Origin of the sequence: Corynebacterium ammoniagenes DSM 20306, assembly GCF_001941425.1 — a bacterium.
In the GTDB taxonomy this organism is placed as follows: Bacteria; Actinomycetota; Actinomycetes; order Mycobacteriales; family Mycobacteriaceae; genus Corynebacterium; species Corynebacterium ammoniagenes.
On record NZ_CP009244.1, the window covers coordinates 1513628 to 1535286 of the forward strand.

Genomic DNA, 21659 nt, shown 5'->3' on the forward strand with positions numbered 1-21659 from the left:
TGGAATACATGTATGCAATCCAGGTAGCAAAACATGGTGGACCCGAAGTTTTGGAGTACACCGAAGTGCCCTCCCCAACTCCTTCCGAGGAGCAGGTATTGGTCGACGTCATTACTGCTGGCGTCAATTACATCGATACCTATTACCGGGAGGGCATTTATAATGCCCAAACGCCTTTTATCATTGGACTTGAGGGTGTCGGCCGCGTGGCGCATGACCCGAAGGGCGAAATCGCCGAGGGCACCATGGTTGCTTGGAATGACGCTTTCGGATCTTATGCGGAGCAGGTCTGCGTCGATCGCAACCGCATGGTGGCCGTGCCTGATGACATTGACTTGAACGTCGCTGGCACGATGTTGCTACAAGGTATTACCGCGCACTACCTCATTCACGGTGTCGCCGAACTGGATGAAAATAGCTCATGCTTGATTACGGCCGGTGCCGGTGGTGTGGGACTGCTGGCGACCCAGATGGCGAAGGCGGCAGGCGCCACCGTGTATACCGTGGTCTCTTCCGATGAAAAAGAAACACTGTCCTATGAAGCAGGTGCGGACCAAGTATTTCGCTACTCCGGTGGACTAGCGGAAAAGGTTCGCCGTTTTAACGGCGGCCGAGGCGTCGACGTTGTCTATGACGGCGTGGGCAAAGACACGTTCCAAGAGTCACTGGAAGTCGTACGCCCGCGCGGCACCGTCTGCCTCTTTGGTGCGGCCTCTGGGCCCGTGGACCCCATCGACCCACAGGTGCTCAACAAGCACGGTTCTATCTTCTTAACGCGTCCTTCTATTGGTGCCTACACCGCGACGGATGCAGAATTTCAGATGCGTGCTTCTACCGTGGTGCAAATGGTCAACGAAGGAAAGCTCACCTTCCGGGTACACGATGTCTATGACCTACAAGATGCCCGCCAGGCCCACGAAGACCTACAAAACCGCAAGACCACCGGCTCAGTAGTACTCCGCGTGCAAAAGGGCTAATTCCAAGGGCTATGCCCGAGGGCCACGGTCTTAGCAAGAGCTCCCTGCGGCAGCGAACTCAGCAAGGATCGCAAACGGCGGCGTCCAGACGAGGATTACTCCTCGCGGACGCCGCCGTTTATGTATTTATGTACTTATACCCTCGCGGTGGGTTTATGTTTTAGAAGAGCACGGTAGACCAGCCGAGCATGCGGCCGATGGGCTCCCAACCAACGATAGCGTCAATGGTCAGGCCAATAAAGAGCACCGAGAGGTAGTTATTCGAGTAGATGAACAAGCGCATTGGCTTTACCTTCGCGCCCTTCTTCACGCCGTCATGCAGACGAATGGCCATCCACAGGAATCCGATACCGGAAGCAATCGCGGCAATGAGATAGATCCAAGACGCGGCAGGAAGCAGCAACAAGGTCACGACAACGGTGGCAATGGTGTACCACACGATCTGACGAGTTACCTCGGATTCCTTAGCTACCACTGGCAGCATTGGCACGCCTGCACGGCGGTAGTCTTCCTTGTACTTCATGGCCAGCGCCCAAGTGTGAGGAGGAGTCCAGAAGAAGATGATGAGGAAGAGAACAACGGCCTGCCACCAGCGGTCTGGTTGACCGTCCATAGCGTTATCGCGGATAACTGCCCAGCCCACCAGAGCCGGCATGCAGCCTGCGAGACCGCCCCACACGATTCCCTGTTCGTTTTTCATCTTCAGCCACTTGGTGTAGACGAAGACGTAGAAGAAGTTGGTTAGCAGAACGAAGAATGCTGCCAACCAGGAATTGGCTACGACTCCGAGCCAAAATACTGACAGCGCCAGCATGATGAACGCGAAAATCGCGGCATTCTTGCGGCTAATTTTTCCACGAACCAAGGGACGCGCGCGGGTGCGCTGCATTTTTTGATCAAGCTCATATTCGACCACGTTATTAAACGTGTGCGCTGCCGCAGCACCCATCCAACCACCGAAAATGGTGGAAATGATGAGCCAGATGTTATCGGCAGCGGCTTCAACGCCGCGTTGCGCCTGCAACATCGCAGGGATGGCGGCTACAAGGAGGAGCTCGATGATCCTAGGTTTTGTCAAAGCAATATAGGCCTTGATGGTGTCCAAGGAATTTTCCTCCAACTATTAATTGTCTGTGCACAGTGCAGTACCTGATGCGCCGTACGTCGTGCGGCGCAATGTTATCTGCATTCAGGCGCCTATTGAAATCAAAAATTAACGGCACAAATGTGCCGATTACGCTTGACTAGTCGAGCAGGGAATCAAACTAGTTCCCTGAGGTATCTAATTCGTCAGCAACGTCACAATGGATTGCCCTACCGTTGCGCCCACTAACTTAATTTCCACTTATTTGTGCGAATTACGGTGCAATTCGGCGCTGATTATAAGTAGGTTAAGCAGCAGGTAACCATCACAGCCTACAACTTTTTGCTGAAAGGACGAAATAGCAACACGTAGTGGATCCTTCCGCACCTAGGTATAAGTAGACTTGTACGCGTCAGTATTAATCCCGAATAGATTGGTGAGGCAACTTAAACCGTGTCTTCTTCGAACCTCTCCCCCGAATTGCAGGCGATGACAGAGCGTCGCTACCCCGATGACTGGTCAGAGCTTGATACTCGCGCGATTGATACCGTGCGCGTGTTGGCAGCAGACGCGGTTCAAAACTGCGGTTCCGGCCACCCGGGTACCGCCATGTCGTTGGCACCGCTGGCTTACACCCTGTACCAGCGCGTGCTCAATCATGATCCGAAGGATATCAACTGGGCTGGTCGTGACCGCTTTGTTCTCTCTGTCGGTCACTCTTCATTGACTCAGTACATCCAGCTGTACTTGGGTGGATTCGGCTTGGAGATGAAAGACCTTGAGGCGCTGCGCACCTGGGGTTCCTTAACTCCTGGCCACCCTGAGGTCGGTCACACTGACGGTGTTGAGATCACCACCGGTCCTTTGGGCCAGGGTCTGGCATCGTCGGTCGGCATGGCTATGGCTGCGCGTAAAGAACGCGGCCTTTTTGACGCTGATACTCCAGCTGGCGAATCACCTTTCGACCACTACGTCTACGTCATCGCATCCGATGGTGATTTGCAAGAGGGCGTGACCGCCGAAGCTTCCTCGCTGGCCGGTACCCAGCAGCTGAGCAACCTCATTGTCTTTTGGGATGACAACCGCATCTCCATCGAAGATGACACCAACATTGCTTTCACCGAAGATGTCAACGCCCGCTACGAGGCGTATGGGTGGCACGTGCAGACCGTCGAATCCGGTGAAGATGTTGTCGCCATTCTCGACGCAATCGAGAACGCGAAGGCAGAGACCACTCGCCCATCCTTTATTCGCGTGAAGACCGTTATTGGGTACCCAGCGCCCAATAAGATGAATACCGGTGGCGCTCACGGTGCCGCACTTGGTGATGATGAAGTAGCAGCCACCAAGGAAATCCTTGGTTTCGACCCAGCTGTTAATTTCCACATTGACGACGACGTCATCAACCACACCCGCAAGCTTGCCGATCGCGCAGCAGAGAAGAAGTCTGCGTGGCAGGAAAAGTTTGATCAGTGGGCAGAGGCTTACCCAGAAAATAAGGCTCTGTTTGACCGCATGGCTGCGCGCGAGCTGCCTGCAGGTTTCGCAGACGACCTCCCTTCGTGGGATGCAGATGAAAAGGGTCTTGCTACCCGTAAGGCATCGGAAGCAGCAATTCAGGCTCTTGCTGCCAAGCTGCCAGAAATGTGGGGCGGGTCAGCGGACCTGGCTGGTTCCAATAACACGGTGATCAAGGGCGCTGCATCCTTTGGCCCCGAAGCTATTACCACCGATATGTGGTCAGCTGATCCACACGCTGGTCGTAACCTGCACTTCGGTATCCGCGAGCACGCCATGGCCGCGATCATGAACGGTATTGCTCTGCACGGACACACCCGCGTGTACGGCGGCACCTTCCTGATCTTCTCCGAGTACCAGTTCCCTGCTGTTCGTCTCGGCGCATTGATGTCGACCGACACTTACTTTGTTTGGACGCATGACTCCATCGGTCTTGGTGAAGATGGTCCGACCCACCAGCCGGTTGAGGTGCTCTCCGCGCTTCGCGCAGTTCCTAACCTCTCAGTTATCCGCCCAGCGGATGCCAATGAGACGGTGCAGGCATGGGCGGCAGCCATGGAATACAAGGCTGCTCCGAAGGGACTGTCGTTGACTCGTCAAAATGTCCCAGTACTTGAAGGCACCAAGGAAAAGGCTGCAGAAGGCGTTCGTCGTGGCGGCTACACCTTGGTGGAAGCGTCCAAGGACACCCCAGACCTCATCCTTATTGCTACTGGTTCCGAGGTTCACTTGGCCGTGGGTGCGGCGAAGGAACTGGAAGCCGCTGGCACCGCAACGCGAGTAGTGTCGATGCCATGTCAGGAATGGTTCGAAGAGCAGCCAAAGGAGTACCGCGAAGAGGTTCTTCCATCCGACGTTCTGGCACGCGTGTCCGTCGAAGCCGGCGTTGCCCAGTCATGGCACAAATACCTCGGTTTTGCAGGTCGCGCAGTCTCCATTGAGCACTTCGGTGCCTCCGCGCCTGCTGAAGAGCTCTTCGAGCGCTTTGGATTCACCGTCGAAAAGGTCGTCGAGGCAGCTCGCGAATCACTGGCTGCCGCAAAGAATTAGGAGTATAAACACATGACTACCATTGATGATCTAGCAAAGATCGGCACCTCCACGTGGCTCGATGATCTCTCTCGTGATCGCCTCGAGTCCGGCAATCTTCAAGAACTATTGAAGACCAAGTCGATTGTGGGTGTGACCACCAACCCCGCAATTTTTGCTGCCGCCATGACTCAGGGCAATGCCTATGACGACGACATTGCAAAGCTCAAGGCAGAACGCGCCAAGGCTGACGAAGCTGTCTACTCCTTGGCTATCGATGACGTGCGCAACGCGTGCGATGTCTTTAAGGAAGTCTACGAGCAGTCCGGCGGCAAAGACGGCCGCGTTTCCATCGAAGTGGATCCTCGTATTTCCGACGATGGCGAAGCAACCATTGCGCAGGCACGCGAACTGTGGAACCGCGTCGACCGCGACAACGTCATGATTAAGATTCCAGCTACCGATGGCTCGCTCGGCGCCATCACCGAAGCCTTGGCGGATGGAATTTCCGTCAACGTCACGCTGATCTTCTCCCTGGAACGCTACAAGCAGGTCATTGAGGCTTTCAAGACTGGTATCCGCCGCGCGGAAGCAAACGACTTGGATATCTCCAAAATCCACTCCGTTGCATCCTTCTTCGTCTCGCGCGTCGACGTCGAAATCGACAAGCGTTTGGAAAAGATCGGTACCGATGAAGCATTGGCGCTGCGGGGCAAAGCTGGCATCGCCAATGCTCAGCAGGCTTATGCGTTGTACCAGTCGGAGTTGGAAAACGCTTCCGACTTGCCGGAAGGCACCAACCTGCAGCGTCCGCTGTGGGCATCGACAGGCGTAAAGAACCCGGACTACGCTCCGACCTTGTATGTCTCGGAGTTGGCCGGTCCTAACACCGTCAACACAATGCCGGAAAAGACTATCGACGCCACCTTGGATTCTGACTCCTTGCACGGTGATACCCTCAGCGACTCCGCAGAGGAATCTGCCAAGGTCTTAGAAGATATCAAGGCTGTTGGCGTTGATTTGGATGATGTCTTCGTCCTGCTCGAGCGCGAAGGCGACGAAAAGTTCGTCTCTGCGTGGACTGAGCTTTTGGAAGCACTAACCCCACGTCTGGTCTAAAACCTCAATTAAATCGACTGCCCCACCGTGGCTGTGCACATTTTGCACCATGAAGCCTGGTGGGGTTTGTTATCTCTCAAACTGTGAAGCGGGAGAGCCCATGGCTAGCGTTTGTCGATCCCGGCGAACTAGTAGACTCAGGGGCGTTGAATTTCGCTGAAAGGATTGCTTGCTTGTGACTAGCCCTAGCGACTGGGTTAACCCCCTGCGTGATGATAAAGATAAACGCCTCCCGCGCATTGCCGGACCAGCTGGAATGGTCATCTTTGGTGTAACCGGAGACTTGGCCCGAAAAAAGCTGCTGCCGGCTATCTACGACTTGGCCAATCGTGGTCTTTTGCCCGCTGGGTTTACCCTTGTTGGCTACGGTCGCAGAGACTGGGATAAGGACGCTTTTTGCGACTATGTCAAAGGCGCGGTTCAAGCTGGCGCACGTACACCGTTTAGAGAAAACGTGTGGACGCATCTCGCGCAAGGCTTTGAATTCGTCTCTGGCGATTTCGACGATAAAGGTTTCGATGCCCTGTCCGGGTGTCTTCACGAGCTAGATTCCTCTCGCGGCACGGGCGGCAACTGGGCTTATTACCTTTCGGTTCCGCCGGACTACTTCTCCGATATTTGCCACCAGATTGAACGCGTCGGTATGGCAACCCCGTCGGATGATTCATGGCGTCGAGTGATCATCGAAAAGCCTTTTGGCCACGACCAGCAATCAGCGCGTGAGCTCAACGAAATTGTCAACGCCGTCTTTCCCGAAGACGCCGTATTTCGTATCGACCACTACCTGGGCAAAGAGACCGTGCAAAACATCATGGCGTTGCGTTTTGCCAACCAGATCTATGAACCCATGTGGAATGCGCACTACATCGACCACGTACAAATCACCATGGCCGAAGACATTGGCCTAGGCGGGCGCGCGGGCTACTACGACGGTATTGGTGCAGCGCGCGATGTTATCCAAAACCACCTGATTCAGCTGCTCGCATTGGTGGCCATGGAAGAGCCAAGCTCCTTTAGCCCCTCAGCACTGCAGGCGGAGAAAATTAAGGTTCTGCAAGCCACCACCCCTGTCTACCCGTTGGCAAAGACCACCGCACGTGGACAGTACGCAGCAGGTTGGCAAGGATCGCAGTACGTCAAGGGCCTGCGTGAGGAAGAAGGATTCGATCCGGAATCGACCACCGAGACCTATGCTGCCTGCACGCTCGAAGTAAACTCCCGCCGCTGGGCAGGCGTGCCGTTTTACTTGCGCACTGGTAAGCGTTTGGGACGTCGAGTCACCGAGATTGCCCTGGTCTTTAAGCCCGCTCCGCATCAGCCTTTCGATGGCGGTCAAACCTCGGCGCTGGGCGCTAACGCTGTAGTGATTCGCGTGCAGCCGGATGAGGGCGTGACCTTGCGTTTTGGTTCGAAAGTTCCAGGCTCCACCATGGAAGTGCGCGATGTCAATATGGACTTCTCTTACGCCCAGGCTTTTACTGAAGAGTCACCGGAAGCGTATGAGCGTCTGATTCTCGACGCGCTCTTGGATGAGTCCTCACTATTTCCCACCAACGAAGAAGTTGAGCTCTCCTGGGCCATTTTGGACCCGATTTTGGAGTACTGGGAAAGCAATGGCCAACCTGAAAGCTATGCTGCAGGCACCTGGGGCCCGGAGTCGGCGAATGCCATGCTCTCCCGCCGCGGTCGTACCTGGCGTCGTCCTTAGAAACAATGTGTGAAGGATTCAACCTGTGATCACCCCAATGCCAAATACCACCACGAGCAAGATCTCTCGTGGGCTTGTGGAAGCACAAGAGCACTACACCTTGACCACCTCACGCGTTTTAACGTTGATCGTCGTTGTCAATGCCGACGATGAGGTCGATGCCGTCTTAGATTCCATCCGCGATGCCTCCCACGAGCACCCGTCCCGCGTACTGGTGGTCATCAGAGGCAACCGCCTAGCAGAGCCACTGCTCAACGCGGAACTGCGCGTTGGCGGCGAAGCTGGCGCATCGGAAATCGTCGTCATGCACCTTTTTGGTGCCCTAGCGGACAATGCCGAATCTGTTGTTACTCCCCTGCTGTTGCCTGATACGCCGATCGTGGTGTGGTGGGCAACAGCAGCTCCGCCGCGTCCGTCCCAAACTCCTATTGGCGCTTTGGGCCAGCGACGCATCACCCATGCAGCGGAGAAGGAAGACCTGCGTACCCTGTCTGCTGGCTACGCTCCTGGCGATACGGACATGGCATGGGGTGAGATCACCCAGTGGCGCGGCATCGTGGCCTCGTCTTTGGACCGCCTGCCGCATGAACCGGTACAGCGCGTGGAAATCTCTGGCCCCGCCGACAGCTTGGCCGTTGACCTTGCTGCAGCGTGGCTGCTGGACCGTTTGGCTGTGCCCGTTAAACGCATTGTCTCCGACGACAACGATGATTCTTCGGAGAAGTTTACGATTCACAGCGTGCATTTCTTCCGTGAGACCTCCGACATCATGATCGAAGCAACGGAAGAAGGCTCGGTGCGCGTCAATGTTCCAGGTTCCCCCGAGTCCATGGTCGCGCTGAATACTCGCTCCCGCGCAGAGATTCTATCGGAAGAACTCCGGCACTTGGATGCTGATAAGGCCTACGCACATACATTGCGTGGACTACAGCAAGTAGACTACTAGTAGTATTTAATAGCTTAGTTTCTGCACCCTTATCCCGAGCGTGCAGACGTGTGAAAGGACCCCAACTTTAGTCATGGTGACTATTAATCGCGTTGCTGACTTGGAAGAGCTCATATCTTCTGCGGCATTGAAGTTCATTGACGTTGTGGCGCAAGCCCAGGCGCTTAATGGAGGTGTCCATGGCGATGGTATTGCACGTGTTGTTCTCACCGGCGGCGGCGCTGGCATCGGACTGCTCAAAGAGTTGCGCCGACTAGACGACGCTGCCAACAACCAAGGCGAAGACTTCCCTGCCCTGCGCATTGATTGGGATCGCATCCACATCTTCTTTGGCGATGAACGCAATGTGCCTGTCAGCGACCCTGATTCCAACGAGGGCCAGGCACGGGAGGCACTGCTCAATCACGTCGGTATTCCAACCCGTCACATCCACGGCTATGATTTGGGCGCAATTTCAATGAGCTCGGCTGCGCAAGCCTATGAAGAAGAGCTGCGCGAATTCGCACCGCAGGGATTCGACCTGCACCTGCTCGGCATGGGCGGCGAAGGCCACATCAACTCCTTGTTCCCTCATACCGAAGCGGTGCGCGAACAAGAAGACATTGTGGTTGCTGTTCACGATAGCCCGAAGCCACCAGCCGAGCGTCTGACGCTGACGCTGCCCGCGATTGCTCGGTCCAAGCGAGTGTGGCTGCTTGTCGCTGGTGAAGAAAAGGCCGAGGCCGCAGCGCATGTTGTTGCAGGAGCTGACGCCGAAGACTGGCCAGCCGCCGGTGCACGCGGCTTGGAAGAAACCGTCTTGTTCTTAGCTGACAATGCCGCTGGCGCGTTAAACGACTAGCACCAGCAACAACAAGTCCCGCTCAGTAAATTAATACTGAGCGGGACTTTCTGTATGCTGTTATACCCTGCAGGGCGTTAAGCGTAAGCCTGAATGAGGTTTAAGCCAATGATGCAGGCGAGCCAGATGATGACCATAACCACGGTGTAGCGGTCCAGGTTCTTTTCCACCACCGTGGAGCCCGACAGGTTCGATTGAACACCGCCACCAAAAAGGCTAGACAGGCCGCCGCCCTTGCCCTTGTGCAGCAAGACGAACACAGTCATCAAAATTGCGGAGATGACCAGTACGATTTGCAGAGTCAAAATCATGAATTAGCTACCTTGCGTGTTGATAATTAAAAATCTTTGTCTCATGCTGCGCTCGTGCGCCAGTGCACGAAGCGAGGATATGCGGGAAGTATCAGCCCATGAGAACTTCGCTTCCCGCAATATTACACCATCACGGCGTCATGGCCATTAGCACGTGCGCATACACATCAAGCTCGGCCGATGTCAGCTACTGATTGGCGGTCGCTGCGGTAGCAGCCAACTTCGCGAATTCCTCACCGCTTAAGGAAGCACCGCCGACTAGCCCACCGTCGACATCAGGCTTGGAGACAATCTCCGCGATAGTATCAGTCTTCACAGAACCGCCGTAGAGAATACGGATGCCCGCTGCGACGTCTTCGCCCGCTAGCTCTTTAACCAAGCCGCGAATGGCCGCACAGACTTCCTGGGCATCATCTGCTGAAGCTACCTTGCCGGTGCCAATAGCCCACACTGGCTCATAGGCAATAACGGTCTTCGCCAATGCATTGGCATCCAGACCAGCCAAAGACTTACGGGTTTGGTCAACTACGTACTCAACATGCGTGCCGGCCTCGCGAATATCCAGCGGCTCACCCACACATACGATAGGAGAAATGCCATTGGCCAAAGCTGCCGCAGTCTTCTTCGCTACGAGCTCATCAGATTCATTGTGGTATTCGCGGCGCTCAGAGTGGCCTACAACGACGTAGGAGCAGCCAAGTGCTGCGAGCATCGCGCCAGATACTTCACCGGTGTATGCGCCAGATTCGTGCTCCGAAATATCTTGAGCACCGTAGGTGATCTTCAGCTTGTCGCCTTCCACAAGCGTCTGTGCCGTACGAATATTGGTAAAAGGAACCAGGAAGGAGACATCTACTTTTTCGTAGTATTCCTTGGGCAGAGTAAAGGAGAACTTTTGCAGCTCTCCGATAGCCTGCTTGTGGTTGAGGTTCATCTTCCAGTTGCCAGCAATCAGTGGGGTGCGCGCCATTTAGACACACTTCCTTTCAAACGAGGATAAATTAATCACGAATTAGGATTCGAGGACTTCAACGCCAGGTAGCGTCTTGCCTTCCAAAAATTCCAAGGAAGCGCCACCACCGGTGGAAATGTGGCTAAAGCCTTCCTCGTCAAGACCTAAGGTGCGCACAGACGCAGCCGAGTCGCCGCCGCCCACGACGGTGAAAGAACCGTTGTTGGCGGTAGCGGAGATGATGGCTTGGGCGACGCCCGCGGTGCCCTTGGAGAAGGCTTCCATTTCAAATACGCCCATGGGGCCATTCCAGAACACGGTCTTGGAGTCAGCGAGAACCTTCGCGAATTCCTCGACAGACTTTGGTCCGATATCCAAAGACATCCAGCCTTCTGGAATGCCGTTGAGCTCCACGACCTTGTTGTCCGCATCCGCAGCAAACTCCGACGCCGCGATGAGATCTACGGGCAGTACCAGCTTGTCGCCGAAACGCTCCAACAAGGACTTGCAGTTGTTGATCTGGTCTTCTTGCAGCAGGGACTTTTGCACGTTGTAGCCCTGCGCCGCCAACATCGTGTAGCACATGCCGCCGCCGATGATGACCTTGTCTGCCTTATCAGCCAACGCTTCAATCACACCCAGCTTGTCGGAGACCTTAGCGCCACCGAGAACAACTACGTATGGGTGTGCAGGTTCCGTTGCAACAGTGGAGAGCACGTCGAGCTCAGATTGCACCAGTTTGCCGGCATACGCAGGAAGAAACTTAGCTACATCGTAGACCGATGCCTGCGCGCGGTGAACAACACCGAAGCCATCGGAGATAAACGCACCGTCATCGGCAGCCAAGTCAGCGAGTTCTTGTGCGAATGCAGCGCGCTCAGCTTCATCTTTCGAGGTTTCCCGTGCATCGAAGCGGACATTTTCAATGAGCATGACATCGCCTTCGCTCAGGCCATTGGCGCGCTCATGGGCATCTTCACCGGTGACATCGCCAGCCAGCGCGACGTATTGGTCCAAGGCTTCACTCAAAGCCTCTGCGACTGGGGCTAGGGAATATTTCTCATTGAATTCGCCTTGAGGGCGGCCCAAGTGAGCGCTGAGGATGACTTTCGCTCCCCCGTCGACCAAAGCCTGGATGGTGGGCAGGGAGGCATTGATACGCCCTGGGTCGGTGATATTTCCGTCGTCATCGAGCGGAACATTAAAATCAGAGCGCACCAGCACGTGGCGTCCATCTACGCCCTCGGCTAGCAAATCATCCAGCGACTTAAATGCCATGTCAACTCCTTGTATCTGTGCACTTTTGGCACGCACGAAATAGATAGTGTGAAAGCTTTACCTAAAACAATACCGACCCAGCCAACAAAGGCGGGTCGGTATGGCTCATTTCATTACTTTAGATGCTTCGCCAGCGGATTTAGAGCGCGGCAGCAACCTGAGCGGTGGTGCGCACGAGCTGGGAGGTGTAGCCCCACTCGTTGTCGTACCAGCCCAAAACCTTGACCATGTTGCCGCCGGTGACCTTGGTCATACCAGCGTCAAAGATGCAGCCATGGGAATCAGAGATGATGTCGGTGGAAACAATTGGGTCCTCGGTGTACGCAAGGGTATCGCCCAATTCGCCAGCGGCAGCCTCTTTCATTGCCGCATTGATTTCTTCGACCGTAACATCGCGAGAGGCAGTAAATGTCAGGTCGGTTGCGGAGCCGGTGATGGTAGGCACGCGCATTGCGTAGCCATCCAACTTGCCATCAAGTTCTGGCAGCACCAGTGCTACAGCCTTAGCTGCACCAGTAGAGGTTGGCACCATATTCACCGCTGCCGCACGCGCACGACGCAAGTCCTTGTGAGGCGCATCCTGCAGGCGCTGGTCACCGGTGTAGGCGTGGATGGTGGTCATCAGGCCCTTTTCGATGCCGAACTTCTCGTGCAAAACCTTGGCCATAGGTGCCAGGCAGTTGGTGGTGCAGGATGCCGCAGAGATGATGTTGTGGTTGGCAGGATCGTAGGTGTCAGAGTTGACGCCGTAGACAAAGGTCGCGTCCACATTCTTGCCTGGAGCGGAGATAATAACCTTCTTTGCACCGGCTTCGATGTGTGCCTTCGCTGCTTCACCATCGGTAAAACGACCGGTGGATTCAACGACGATATCTACGTCATTGTCAGCCCACTTGAGGTTTTTCGGATCCGGCTCTTCGTATACAGCGATACGCTTTCCGTTTACGATAATCGCAGTGTCGTCATACTCGATTTCACCATCGAAGCGACCCAGCACGGAGTCGTACTTCAGGAGGTTTGCCAAAGTGGCGTTGTCAGTTAAGTCGTTTAATGCCACGACTTCCAAGTCAGTGTTGCCCTGTGCGATTGCGCGGAACAAATTGCGGCCGATGCGGCCAAATCCATTAATACCAATGCGGGTAGTCACGGTAGTTGTCTCCTAAAAAGTTGGGAAAGCGGAGTACGACAAAAGCAATTGCCTAGGAGAATTCGTCTTAGACGTAAATTCTATGATGTTTTTCTCCGACACTGCCGATAGTACCGAGGTTGCATACACTGCGCAGATTTATAAAAGCAAACCCACACATTCCTCGGATATTCCAACATTAACAAACTTTTTCGGCGGGAGAAATCGACAAAATGGGCTACGGTTTGCCAAGGTCAGCCCATATGTGTCCGAATATGCCCGATTAGACATATTTGCGGACGTGATTTATGTCTCAATATCTGGCGTGGGGAGCTTTAAGGCACGCAATAGGGCCTTCATGCCCGAAATTCTGGTCTATTTCGCGCTACTCGTCAGCGTCGTAGGACAGTTCATTGACCGCTTCATTGGTATCTGGAATGCCGAGTTCCTGCGCGCGGCGATCGGCCATCGACAAGAGGCGACGAATACGCCCGGCAACTGCATCCTTAGTCATCTGTGGCTCCGCGAGACGTCCCAGCTCCTCGAGCGATGCTTGTCGATGCTGCACCCGTAGTGTGCCAGCATCAGCCAAGTGCTCAGGTACTTCATCGCCCAGGATCTCCATCGCACGTTCAACGCGTGCCGCAGCCGTCACCGCGGCACGAGCACTGCGGCGCAAGTTGGCATCATCGAAATTGACCAAACGGTTCTCCGATGCGCGTGCTTCGCGACGACGACGCTTATCCTCCCACGTCAACCGGGTAACCTGTGCGCCCATGCGGGTGAGCAATGCACCAATGGCATCACCATCGCGGATCACCACGCGGTCTGCACCGCGCGTCTCTTTCGTCTTCGCGGCAATGCCTAAGCGCCGCGCACAACCAACCAGCGCCAGGGCTGCTTCTTGGCAGGGGCAGACAACCTCAAGGGAGGAAGAACGCCCTGGCTCTGTCAAAGTACCTGCGGCCAAGAACGCACCGCGCCAAGCGGCTTCATTATCCGCCACCGAGCCGGAGACTACCTGCGGTGGCAATCCCACGACTGGGTGCCCCGAGCGAGTCACCAGGCCTAATCGTCGCGTTAGTTCCTTTGCCCCTGCGCCAATGCGCAGCTGAATGCGCGATTTTTTGGTGGAACCTGGAGGGCCAACAACGTGGCTGGAGACTTTAATGTCATAAAGATCCCCAATGGCAGTGGTTAGTCGATCAGCAATGGCTTGGTCTTCGAGTTCAATCTCATAGGCAAGCTGGCCATTGGCGTTGTGGAGCTGACCTGCAAAGCGAAGAATGGCTGCCACCTCGGCAGCGCGGGCGCTTGGACGGGTAATCGTCGTCGCCGTAAGTTCCTTCTTGACGTCATCGGTCAATGCCACTGTAGAAATCTCCCTGCCTTCTTTAATACTCGTCCGAGTCAATTATCTAACGATAGCGCACACCATGGGGTACTCCATCTCAGGTCCCTAGCGGGACTTAGCGTGCGGCTACCCATTCGCCATGCACGGAGTCAATCACACGTGCCAGTTTAGCTGGGTCGTGGCGGTTGAGCTCCACCCCGTCATTGGTAACCATACAGACGTCTTCAAAAACCACTTCCGCGCCCAACTGGGCGGCTGCACGTTGCACGTGGGTGCGATCGCTTCCAGCCAGCAGCATATGTTGGTCAATGATGACCCGGTCCACGCGTAGGTTCGGCGCATGCTGAGCCAAAACGTGCAGGTGCCGCTCCACGGAAAAACCACTGGTCTCCCCTGGTTCTGCAGAGAGATTCAAAACTAGTAGACGTAGGGCATCCGACCGGGTAATGGCGTCCACGATTTGCGGCACTAAGACATGTGGCAGGACGGACGAAAACCAAGAGCCTGGACCCAACGTGATGATATCGGCCTCGTTGATAGCCTGCAGCACGCGTGGGTTAGCCTGCGGGGCATCAGGCAATAGATGCACGCGGCGTACCTGGCCTGGGGTGGTCGCCACTGCCACCTGTCCCCTGACTGGACGCATCACCCGGGGGTCATCGTCAAGCCCTGCGACTTCTGCTTCAATGCTCAGCGGCTGATTAACCATGGGAAGAACGCGCCCACTCGATCCCGTGACCTCGGCGACTTTATCCAGCGCGGCCTGCATATCCCCCATGACTTCCGTCAGCCCTGCAATCAGCAAATTGCCGACCGCGTGGCCAGCCAATGCCCCAGTGCCACCGAAGCGATGCTGCAAAGTCGTAGCCCACAAGTCACCGTTATTATCTCTCGAGCTCAATGCTGCAAGAGCCATCCGAAGATCGCCAGGCGGGATAATATCTAGCTCGCGACGCAAACGCCCTGAAGAGCCACCATCATCAGCGACCGTAACAATCGCCGAAATTGATGCCGGGTCACACTGACGAGCAGCTAGAAGCGTCTGGTAAAGGCCATGGCCGCCACCGAGACAAGCCATGTTGGGGGCAGAAGTACTCACTTGACTCCTTGAATTGTTAAATCTTCCCAATTCATCACAGCATGAAAAATTGTGGGAAATAGTGTGGACAAGCGACCGATTAGCAAACGATACCTCACGTCGAACTGTTCCTCAGTGTGCCCGTTTCGCACAAGGCACAGGGAACTCAGGTCGATTATATGCTTGCTACATGCGCATTGAACTAATCTCGGCGAATATCGCGGTGTAAGACATTCACGTCTAAGTCCGTGCGCTCGCGGAGTCTGCGCACAATCTCTTCAGCGACCGCGACGGAGCGGTGATGACCGCCCGTACATCCCACGCCAACGGTAATAAAGTTCTTGCCTTCGTGGCGGTAGCCATCCAACATCGATTGCAACATCACCAAGAAGTTTTCAATAAACGGCTCCGCAGCGTCCTGGTGCAAGACATATTCCGATACCGGCTCGTCTGTCCCGCGGAAACCACGCAGTTCCGGCACCCAATATGGGTTGGGAAGAAAGCGCACATCCACGATCAAATCAGCATCCCGCGGGGAGCCATGTTTGAAACCAAAGGATTGTACGGTCACATGCTGCTGGTTGCCGCTCATAGAACCAAAGGAAGCTTCGATAGCGCGGCGCAGGTCATGAACCGATAGCGATGTCGTGTCAATAATGACGTCTGCAGCATCACGTGCCGAAGCCATGGCATCGCGTTCCCGAGTAATGCCCATCTTTAACGTGTCGCCCTGCTGCAGCGGATGAGTACGCCGCACGGAATCAAATCGACGGATTAAAACATCATCACGAGCATCCAGAAACAAGATATTGGGCTTGACTCCAATTTCTTCTAGAGCCGAGACGGTCTCTTCGATGGAGCCCGGAAAGACCCGAGATCGCGTGTCCGTAACCACTGCCATCGGCTGAACTGGAGGGTCATTTTCTTGCCCAGCTTTAAACACCTCAGCGATGAGATACGGAGGCAGGTTTTGGGATACGTAATAGCCTTTGTCTTCTAAAACCTTGGATGCCGAGCTGAGACCGGCACCTGACATTCCAGTCAACAAAATCGGTGGCATCTGTGTGGTTGTCATGTCCGCCATTCTAACGTGAAATAATTATCGCGGCAGCGTATGCCAGTAAAGTTGCGATGTTGATCTCAATAACTTAACTGTTGGACATGTTCCTCACAGATCACGCGCGCAAATGCTCAAAGATTGTCGCTGCCATCTTCGGGCCAATTCCTTTAACTTCTGCGATCTGCTCTTCGCTGGCTTCTTTCAGCTTCTTTACAGAGCCAAAGTGCTTGACCAGATCCATGCGCCGTGTTGGCCCCAGCCCAGGGATGGAATCCAGCACTGATGACCGCATGCGCTTGGAGCGTTGCTGGCGGTGATAGTTGATGGCAAAGCGGTGCGCCTCATCACGGATCTGTTGCAGCAGGTACAGTGCCTGTGAATTACGCGGCAAGATAACCGGCTCGTCATCGCCAGGAACCCAGATTTCCTCCAAGCGTTTTGCCAACCCAACTAGGGTCACGTCCACGATGCCGAGTTCATCAAAGACCTTTTGTGCAGCGGCAACCTGTGGTGCTCCGCCGTCAACGATGAAAAGCTGCGGCGGGTACGCAAACTTTCGCGCGGCATCGGTTGCTTCCTCGATGACATTTTCATCAGCAAAGTTCGATGCCTCTGCCTCTTCATCTGGGTTGGCCAATTTGTCTTCGTGGTGGCGCTTAAATCGACGCCTAGTGATTTCCGCAATAGAGCCAACGTCATCAGAGCGGCCATCTCCCGCAGCTTCTTTAATGCGGTAGCGACGGTAATCGGATTTACGCGGCAGGCCATCTTCAAATACAACAAGTGAAGCCACGACATCGGTGCCTTGGATATGCGAAATATCCGTGCACTCAATGCGCAGCGGCGCAGTTTCCATGCCAAGTGCTTCTTGAATATCTTGCAGCGCTGCAGAGCGCGCCGTGAGATCTCCGACGCGCTTGAGCTTGTGCTGGCGCAAGGCATCCTTGGCGTTTTTCTCTACCGTTTGCATTAGCGAGCGCTTATCACCACGCTGTGGCACACGCAGGTCTACCTGCGCGCCACGGAGGTCTTCTAGCAGCTTGACTACTTCCTCAGCTTCTTCCGGCATGGTGTGAACCAGTATCTCTCGCGGAACCACCTGAACTCGCCGTGGCGTTGCGCGTGATTCTTGGTCTACTCCCCTGCGCTGAAGTGCTGCGTCTTCCTCTGCTTCAAGTTTCTCGCGTTCGACGGCATCCCCATAGAACTGGATGAGGAAGTTTTGCATCAACAAAGGAAGAGCAGGGTCTTCTTCGCCCTCTTCGAGCTTTTCCAGGGTTGCTTGATCGCCAATTCTTTCCACGACCCAGCCCCGCTGCCCACGAACACGTCCATCACGGACGTGGAAGATTTGCACGGCAGCTTCCAGCTCATCAGTGTGGAAAGCGATTAAGTCTGCGTCTGTGCCATCGCTAAAGACGACTGCCTGTTGTTCCATGATCTTATTGATGGCATCGAGGTCATCGCGCAGCCGTGCCGCGCGTTCAAACTCTAAAGCTTCCGATGCTTCCTGCATCTGCGCGGTCAGCTGCCGAACTACGGGGCCGGTATTGCCGTTCATGAAAGACACTAGGCGATTGACGGTCTCGCGGTGTTCGTCTTCGCTGACGCGGCCGATGCACGGTGCATTGCATTTACCGATATACCCTAAAAGACATGGACGTCCCAGCTTTTCATGGCGATTGTAAACGCCTTTGGAACACGTGCGCATCGGAAAAACGCGCGTAAGTAGGTCTAAGGTTTCCCGGACCGCCCAAGCGTGGGAATACGGGCCAAAATAGCGCACTCCCTTGCGCCGCGGCCCGCGGTAGAAGAACGCACGCGGGACCTGCTCGCCGACGGAGACAGCCAGCATGGGATAGGTCTTATCGTCGCGATATTTGACGTTAAATCGTGGATCAAACTTCTTAATCCACGTGTACTCCAGCGCTAAGGCTTCAACTTCGCTGGCAACTACCGTCCACTCCACGTTGGCTGCGGTTTGCACCATTTGGCGCGTGCGCGGGTGCAACTGAGTGATGTCCTGAAAATAATTGGACAGCCGTGAACGAAGGTTTTTGGCCTTGCCGACATAGACAACACGACGGTTTTCATCGCGGAACTTATATACGCCTGGATCTGTCGGGATAGTTCCAGGAGCAGGCCGATAAGTGCTTGGATCAGCCACGGTAGCTAACTTCCCTTCTTTGCTAAGCTCAGCTGCCCCATTGCGCTAGTGAGCTGGATTAATCCAGCGGCATGTATTTCGCTTCCAACTCACGGAACTCGCGGGTTGCAGCAATCGCTGCTTCTTTATCACCAGACTGAATGGCCCAGACTGGAACATATTCAAAATTAGGAAGCTCGATACGCGCCATTCGGGAGCCTTCTGGAAACGCCAAACCGTAGATTACTGCCCATGGGTAAAAGCGTGTGCCGATGATATTGCGGATCTCAACACCGTCAGCATTAGCGCGAAGGCGAGGTCGGTTGAATACCAGCCACGCAATAATCGACAAGATGACGCCAATCCCAGGGAAGGCGAATTTATCGATCAGGGTGATATACGCACCGGTGAACTCAACATCCAACATCACGCCCATAAATACGTGTACTGGAATCAAAATGGCGATACACAGCCAGGAAACTTTGCGAAGAAATGGCGAGGTAATGGTCAACTCCCATGGCTTTGTGGAAGTCATCGCAAAGGGATCCGCCGTGGTGTACGCAAGGATTTCTTCGTCACTTAGCGTCTTCTTCGGTTGGTAGTCGCCTGGGGCACCAGCCGTTGAGTCAGTCATGGAATTAGTCATCTCCTACAGTCCGCGCTCGGATGCGCGGTCTTTAATCTTACGCAGTTGCAGCACAGTATCTAAAGCCGCTGCCATAGCCTCCACGCCCTTATCTTCTGCAGCGCCTGGTGCACCCGAACGATCTACTGCCTGATCGTGGGTATTTACCGTCAAAATACCATTAGCGATGGGTTTAGCAGAATCTAACGCGATCCGCGTGAGACCTTGAGTGACGGAATCGCACACATAATCAAAGTGTGGCGTTCCCCCTCGAATAACGCAGCCAAGCGCTACGACCGCGTCATAGTGACGCGCAGCTTCTTGTACTGCCACAGGAATTTCTAAAGCGCCGACGACTCGGAAGCCATCCACGGTAGCGCCGCTGCGTTCTGCCTCAGCGAGGGCACGCTCATGGAGGCGATCGCAGATATCTGCGTTCCAGGTTGCCGTGATAACTGCAACGGAGATACCGGAGGCATCGACCGCGGCTAGTTCTGGTAGTCCTTCTTTGCTCATGTCCTTGCTTTCTTATTCGCCCGCGTGTCCTGCATCCCACCGAGCTACTTGCGGCAGAACATGGTTCATGCGGTCGCGCTTCGTGCGCAGGTAATCGATGTTATCGGCGTTCGGCTCAACTTCGAGCGGAGTATGTGCGGAGGCTTCGACTCCGAATCCGCGCAGACCATTGCCCTTATGGGGATTATTAGTCAACAGGTTGGCAGATTCAATGCCTAGATCACGCAGGATTTGGCCAGCAACCGAGTATTCGCGTGCGTCTTCCGGAAGCCCCTGCTCCAAATTGGCATCAACAGTATCGAGACCATTGTCTTGCAGGCGGTAGGCCTCCAGCTTGGAGAGCAACCCGATGCCACGGCCTTCATGCCCGCGCAGGTAAATGATGATGCCCTCCCCCGCTTCTTGTACCTTGCGCATGGACTCGTGGAGCTGCTGTCCACAATCGCAGCGGCGGGAATGGAAAACGTCACCAGTTAAACACTCGGAATGCACGCGGACTAAGACGTCCTTTGCACCAGCGAGATCTTCTGGTTGACCAACGATAAGTGCCACGTGCTCCTGGCCATCAATCTCATGCTTGTAGCCAAGTGCAGTGAACGGACCAAAGTCCGTCGGCAGCCGGGTTTCCACGAGGCGGCGCACTTGAGTCTCATTGTGGCGGCGCCACTCAATGAGCTGCTCGATGGAGATCATCTTCAAATCGTGCTTATCCGAAAAACGTCGCAGCTCTTCCGAGCGCGCCATCGTGGTCGGGTCTTCTTCAGAGACGATCTCACACAGCACACCGGCTGGACGCAGTCCCGCCAGACGCGCTAAGTCAATAGCTGCTTCGGTGTGTCCGTCGCGTTCTAGAACACCGTTAGGGCGCGCCGCCAAGGGAACGACGTGTCCAGGACGCGTAAAGTCTTCTACCTTTGACATTGGATCTGCCAAACGCAGCATGGTTTCTGCGCGGCTGGAGGCAGAAATTCCGGTGGTGCCAGTAGCAGCGTCCACCGTCACGGTATATGCAGTGCCGCGCACGTCTTCATTCTTACCCATCATGGGTGGCAAGTTCAGACGCGTGCAGTCTTCCGGTAACAATGGCACGCAAATATAGCCCGAAGAATAGCGCACCATAAACGCTACGAGCTCCGGAGTCGCGAGCTCCGCGGCGAAAATGAGGTCGCCCTCATTCTCACGGTTCTCGTTGTCAACAACAACTACTGCCTTGCCGGCGGCGATATCCGCAATTGCGTCTTCGATAGAGTCCAGACGAACTGCGCTATTAACAGGTGCGTTCATAGCTCTCCAGCTTAGTCTCTACCCTCTTGAACTTTGCCTTCGGGGCGGACCATCTTTTCTACATACTTCGCCAGCACATCAACTTCGAGATTTACCAGGTCTCCGACACTCAAATCTCCGAGGATGGTCTCTTGCAGTGTCACCGGAATCAGGGAGACCTCAAACCAGTCACTGCCTAATGCTGAGATAGTCAATGACGTACCACTGATTGCGATGGATCCTTTTCCTACCACGTAGCGGTCTAGGTCCTGCGGTAGTTCAAAACGCAGTACTTCCCAGTGCTCGGAAGGTGTGCGCGAGATCAGCTTCGAGGTACCGTCCACATGACCCTGGACGATGTGCCCACCCAAGCGAGTGGTCGGCAATAAGGCACGCTCCAAGTTCACGGCGCTGTCTTGGTCTAATTGGCCAAGCGCGGAGCGGTTTAATGATTCTTGCATGATGTCAGCGACAAAGACAGAGCCTTCCAACTCAGCGACTGTCAAGCACACGCCGTTGACAGAAATTGAGTCGCCAAGTGTTGCATCGGACGTGACCACGGGCGCTTCAATGCTCATGCGGATGGAATCACCGAGCTCTTCCAAGCGGACAATCTTGCCCTTTTCTTCAACTAGCCCAGTAAACAATCCATTCTCCTTTTAGTTGTGGTTTCTTCCAGCAGCCCCTGGACGCTTTCTCCATGGGCTGCTTTTCCGCAGGCTGCTGGA

General features: G+C 54.9%; 19 protein-coding genes. 6 read left to right on the plus strand and 13 right to left on the minus strand.

The window, feature by feature from the left end:
* The first annotated feature begins 8 nt into the window (after positions 1 to 8).
* Positions 9 to 977 carry a quinone oxidoreductase family protein gene (locus CAMM_RS06955; protein WP_003845892.1) on the plus strand — a complete coding sequence of 323 codons (969 nt, stop codon included), beginning with the start codon at positions 9 to 11 and terminating at the stop codon, positions 975 to 977.
* 160 nt (positions 978 to 1137) lie between these two features.
* On the opposite strand, the gene CAMM_RS06960 is transcribed toward CAMM_RS06955, so the two are convergent.
* The gene (locus CAMM_RS06960; protein WP_040354589.1) at positions 1138 to 2082 is read right to left on the minus strand and encodes a heme o synthase; all 945 of its coding nucleotides are present in this window, start codon (positions 2080 to 2082) and stop codon (positions 1138 to 1140) included.
* A 468-nt stretch (positions 2083 to 2550) separates the two neighbouring features.
* Here CAMM_RS06960 and tkt point away from each other — a divergent pair, with 468 nt between their 5' ends.
* The 5 genes from tkt to pgl all read left to right on the plus strand — a co-directional run bounded on the left by tkt (position 2551) and on the right by pgl (position 9222).
* A complete protein-coding gene (tkt, locus tag CAMM_RS06965; RefSeq protein ID WP_003845895.1) occupies positions 2551 to 4629 on the plus strand; it encodes a transketolase in 2079 nt (692 codons plus the stop codon).
* A 12-nt stretch (positions 4630 to 4641) separates the two neighbouring features.
* Positions 4642 to 5727: a transaldolase gene (gene tal, locus CAMM_RS06970; protein ID WP_003845897.1), complete on the plus strand. Its 1086-nt coding sequence runs from the start codon at positions 4642 to 4644 to the stop codon at positions 5725 to 5727.
* A gap of 256 nt (positions 5728 to 5983) precedes the next feature.
* Positions 5984 to 7435, plus strand: a complete 1452-nt coding sequence (gene zwf / locus CAMM_RS06975; protein WP_003845899.1) for a glucose-6-phosphate dehydrogenase — start codon at positions 5984 to 5986, stop codon at positions 7433 to 7435.
* A gap of 25 nt (positions 7436 to 7460) precedes the next feature.
* Positions 7461 to 8381 (plus strand): glucose-6-phosphate dehydrogenase assembly protein OpcA, encoded by a 921-nt coding sequence (locus tag CAMM_RS06980; RefSeq protein WP_040354603.1) that lies wholly within the window; start codon positions 7461 to 7463, stop codon positions 8379 to 8381.
* A 73-nt stretch (positions 8382 to 8454) separates the two neighbouring features.
* Positions 8455 to 9222 (plus strand): 6-phosphogluconolactonase, encoded by a 768-nt coding sequence (gene pgl / locus CAMM_RS06985; protein WP_003845902.1) that lies wholly within the window; start codon positions 8455 to 8457, stop codon positions 9220 to 9222.
* Positions 9223 to 9299: 77 nt separating this feature from the next.
* On the opposite strand, the gene secG is transcribed toward pgl, so the two are convergent.
* The 12 genes from secG to CAMM_RS07045 all read right to left on the minus strand — a co-directional run bounded on the left by secG (position 9300) and on the right by CAMM_RS07045 (position 21578).
* Positions 9300 to 9533 (minus strand): preprotein translocase subunit SecG, encoded by a 234-nt coding sequence (gene secG / locus CAMM_RS06990; RefSeq protein ID WP_003845904.1) that lies wholly within the window; start codon positions 9531 to 9533, stop codon positions 9300 to 9302.
* A 187-nt stretch (positions 9534 to 9720) separates the two neighbouring features.
* Positions 9721 to 10503: a triose-phosphate isomerase gene (tpiA, locus tag CAMM_RS06995; protein WP_003845908.1), complete on the minus strand. Its 783-nt coding sequence runs from the start codon at positions 10501 to 10503 to the stop codon at positions 9721 to 9723.
* A 42-nt stretch (positions 10504 to 10545) separates the two neighbouring features.
* Entirely contained in the window at positions 10546 to 11763 is a 1218-nt protein-coding gene (locus tag CAMM_RS07000; protein WP_003845910.1) for a phosphoglycerate kinase, read from the minus strand.
* 139 nt (positions 11764 to 11902) lie between these two features.
* Positions 11903 to 12910 carry a type I glyceraldehyde-3-phosphate dehydrogenase gene (gene gap / locus CAMM_RS07005; protein ID WP_003845912.1) on the minus strand — a complete coding sequence of 336 codons (1008 nt, stop codon included), beginning with the start codon at positions 12908 to 12910 and terminating at the stop codon, positions 11903 to 11905.
* A 364-nt stretch (positions 12911 to 13274) separates the two neighbouring features.
* On the minus strand, positions 13275 to 14261 hold the full coding sequence (whiA, locus tag CAMM_RS07010) for a DNA-binding protein WhiA (protein ID WP_003845913.1): 987 nt from the start codon (positions 14259 to 14261) through the stop codon (positions 13275 to 13277).
* 97 nt (positions 14262 to 14358) lie between these two features.
* Positions 14359 to 15321 (minus strand): gluconeogenesis factor YvcK family protein, encoded by a 963-nt coding sequence (locus tag CAMM_RS07015; protein WP_003845914.1) that lies wholly within the window; start codon positions 15319 to 15321, stop codon positions 14359 to 14361.
* 202 nt (positions 15322 to 15523) lie between these two features.
* On the minus strand, positions 15524 to 16405 hold the full coding sequence (rapZ, locus tag CAMM_RS07020) for an RNase adapter RapZ (RefSeq protein WP_003845916.1): 882 nt from the start codon (positions 16403 to 16405) through the stop codon (positions 15524 to 15526).
* A 91-nt stretch (positions 16406 to 16496) separates the two neighbouring features.
* Entirely contained in the window at positions 16497 to 18548 is a 2052-nt protein-coding gene (gene uvrC / locus CAMM_RS07025; protein ID WP_040354605.1) for an excinuclease ABC subunit UvrC, read from the minus strand.
* 58 nt (positions 18549 to 18606) lie between these two features.
* Positions 18607 to 19161 (minus strand): PH domain-containing protein, encoded by a 555-nt coding sequence (locus CAMM_RS07030; RefSeq protein WP_040354607.1) that lies wholly within the window; start codon positions 19159 to 19161, stop codon positions 18607 to 18609.
* A gap of 15 nt (positions 19162 to 19176) precedes the next feature.
* A complete protein-coding gene (gene ribH / locus CAMM_RS07035; protein ID WP_003845922.1) occupies positions 19177 to 19668 on the minus strand; it encodes a 6,7-dimethyl-8-ribityllumazine synthase in 492 nt (163 codons plus the stop codon).
* Positions 19669 to 19680: 12 nt separating this feature from the next.
* A complete protein-coding gene (locus CAMM_RS07040; protein WP_003845924.1) occupies positions 19681 to 20952 on the minus strand; it encodes a bifunctional 3,4-dihydroxy-2-butanone-4-phosphate synthase/GTP cyclohydrolase II in 1272 nt (423 codons plus the stop codon).
* Between the two features lie 11 nt (positions 20953 to 20963).
* Positions 20964 to 21578 carry a riboflavin synthase gene (locus CAMM_RS07045; RefSeq protein ID WP_003845926.1) on the minus strand — a complete coding sequence of 205 codons (615 nt, stop codon included), beginning with the start codon at positions 21576 to 21578 and terminating at the stop codon, positions 20964 to 20966.
* Between the last annotated feature and the right edge of the window lie 81 nt (positions 21579 to 21659).

Bases quoted from the DNA above. Each gene is read 5' to 3' on its own strand.
- CAMM_RS06955 (WP_003845892.1), top strand. From the start codon at position 9: ATGTATGCAATCCAGGTAGCAAAACATGGTGGACCCGAAGTTTTGGAG.
- tkt (WP_003845895.1), top strand. From the start codon at position 2,551: ATGACAGAGCGTCGCTACCCCGATGACTGGTCAGAGCTTGATACTCGC.
- tal (WP_003845897.1), top strand. From the start codon at position 4,642: ATGACTACCATTGATGATCTAGCAAAGATCGGCACCTCCACGTGGCTC.
- zwf (WP_003845899.1), top strand. From the start codon at position 5,984: ATGGTCATCTTTGGTGTAACCGGAGACTTGGCCCGAAAAAAGCTGCTG.
- pgl (WP_003845902.1), top strand. From the start codon at position 8,455: ATGGTGACTATTAATCGCGTTGCTGACTTGGAAGAGCTCATATCTTCT.
- secG (WP_003845904.1), bottom strand. From the start codon at position 9,533: ATGATTTTGACTCTGCAAATCGTACTGGTCATCTCCGCAATTTTGATG.
- tpiA (WP_003845908.1), bottom strand. From the start codon at position 10,503: ATGGCGCGCACCCCACTGATTGCTGGCAACTGGAAGATGAACCTCAAC.
- CAMM_RS07000 (WP_003845910.1), bottom strand. From the start codon at position 11,763: ATGGCATTTAAGTCGCTGGATGATTTGCTAGCCGAGGGCGTAGATGGA.
- CAMM_RS07015 (WP_003845914.1), bottom strand. From the start codon at position 15,321: ATGGCTTGTCTCGGTGGCGGCCATGGCCTTTACCAGACGCTTCTAGCT.
- rapZ (WP_003845916.1), bottom strand. From the start codon at position 16,405: ATGGCGGACATGACAACCACACAGATGCCACCGATTTTGTTGACTGGA.
- CAMM_RS07030 (WP_040354607.1), bottom strand. From the start codon at position 19,161: ATGACTGACTCAACGGCTGGTGCCCCAGGCGACTACCAACCGAAGAAG.
- ribH (WP_003845922.1), bottom strand. From the start codon at position 19,668: ATGAGCAAAGAAGGACTACCAGAACTAGCCGCGGTCGATGCCTCCGGT.
- CAMM_RS07040 (WP_003845924.1), bottom strand. From the start codon at position 20,952: ATGAACGCACCTGTTAATAGCGCAGTTCGTCTGGACTCTATCGAAGAC.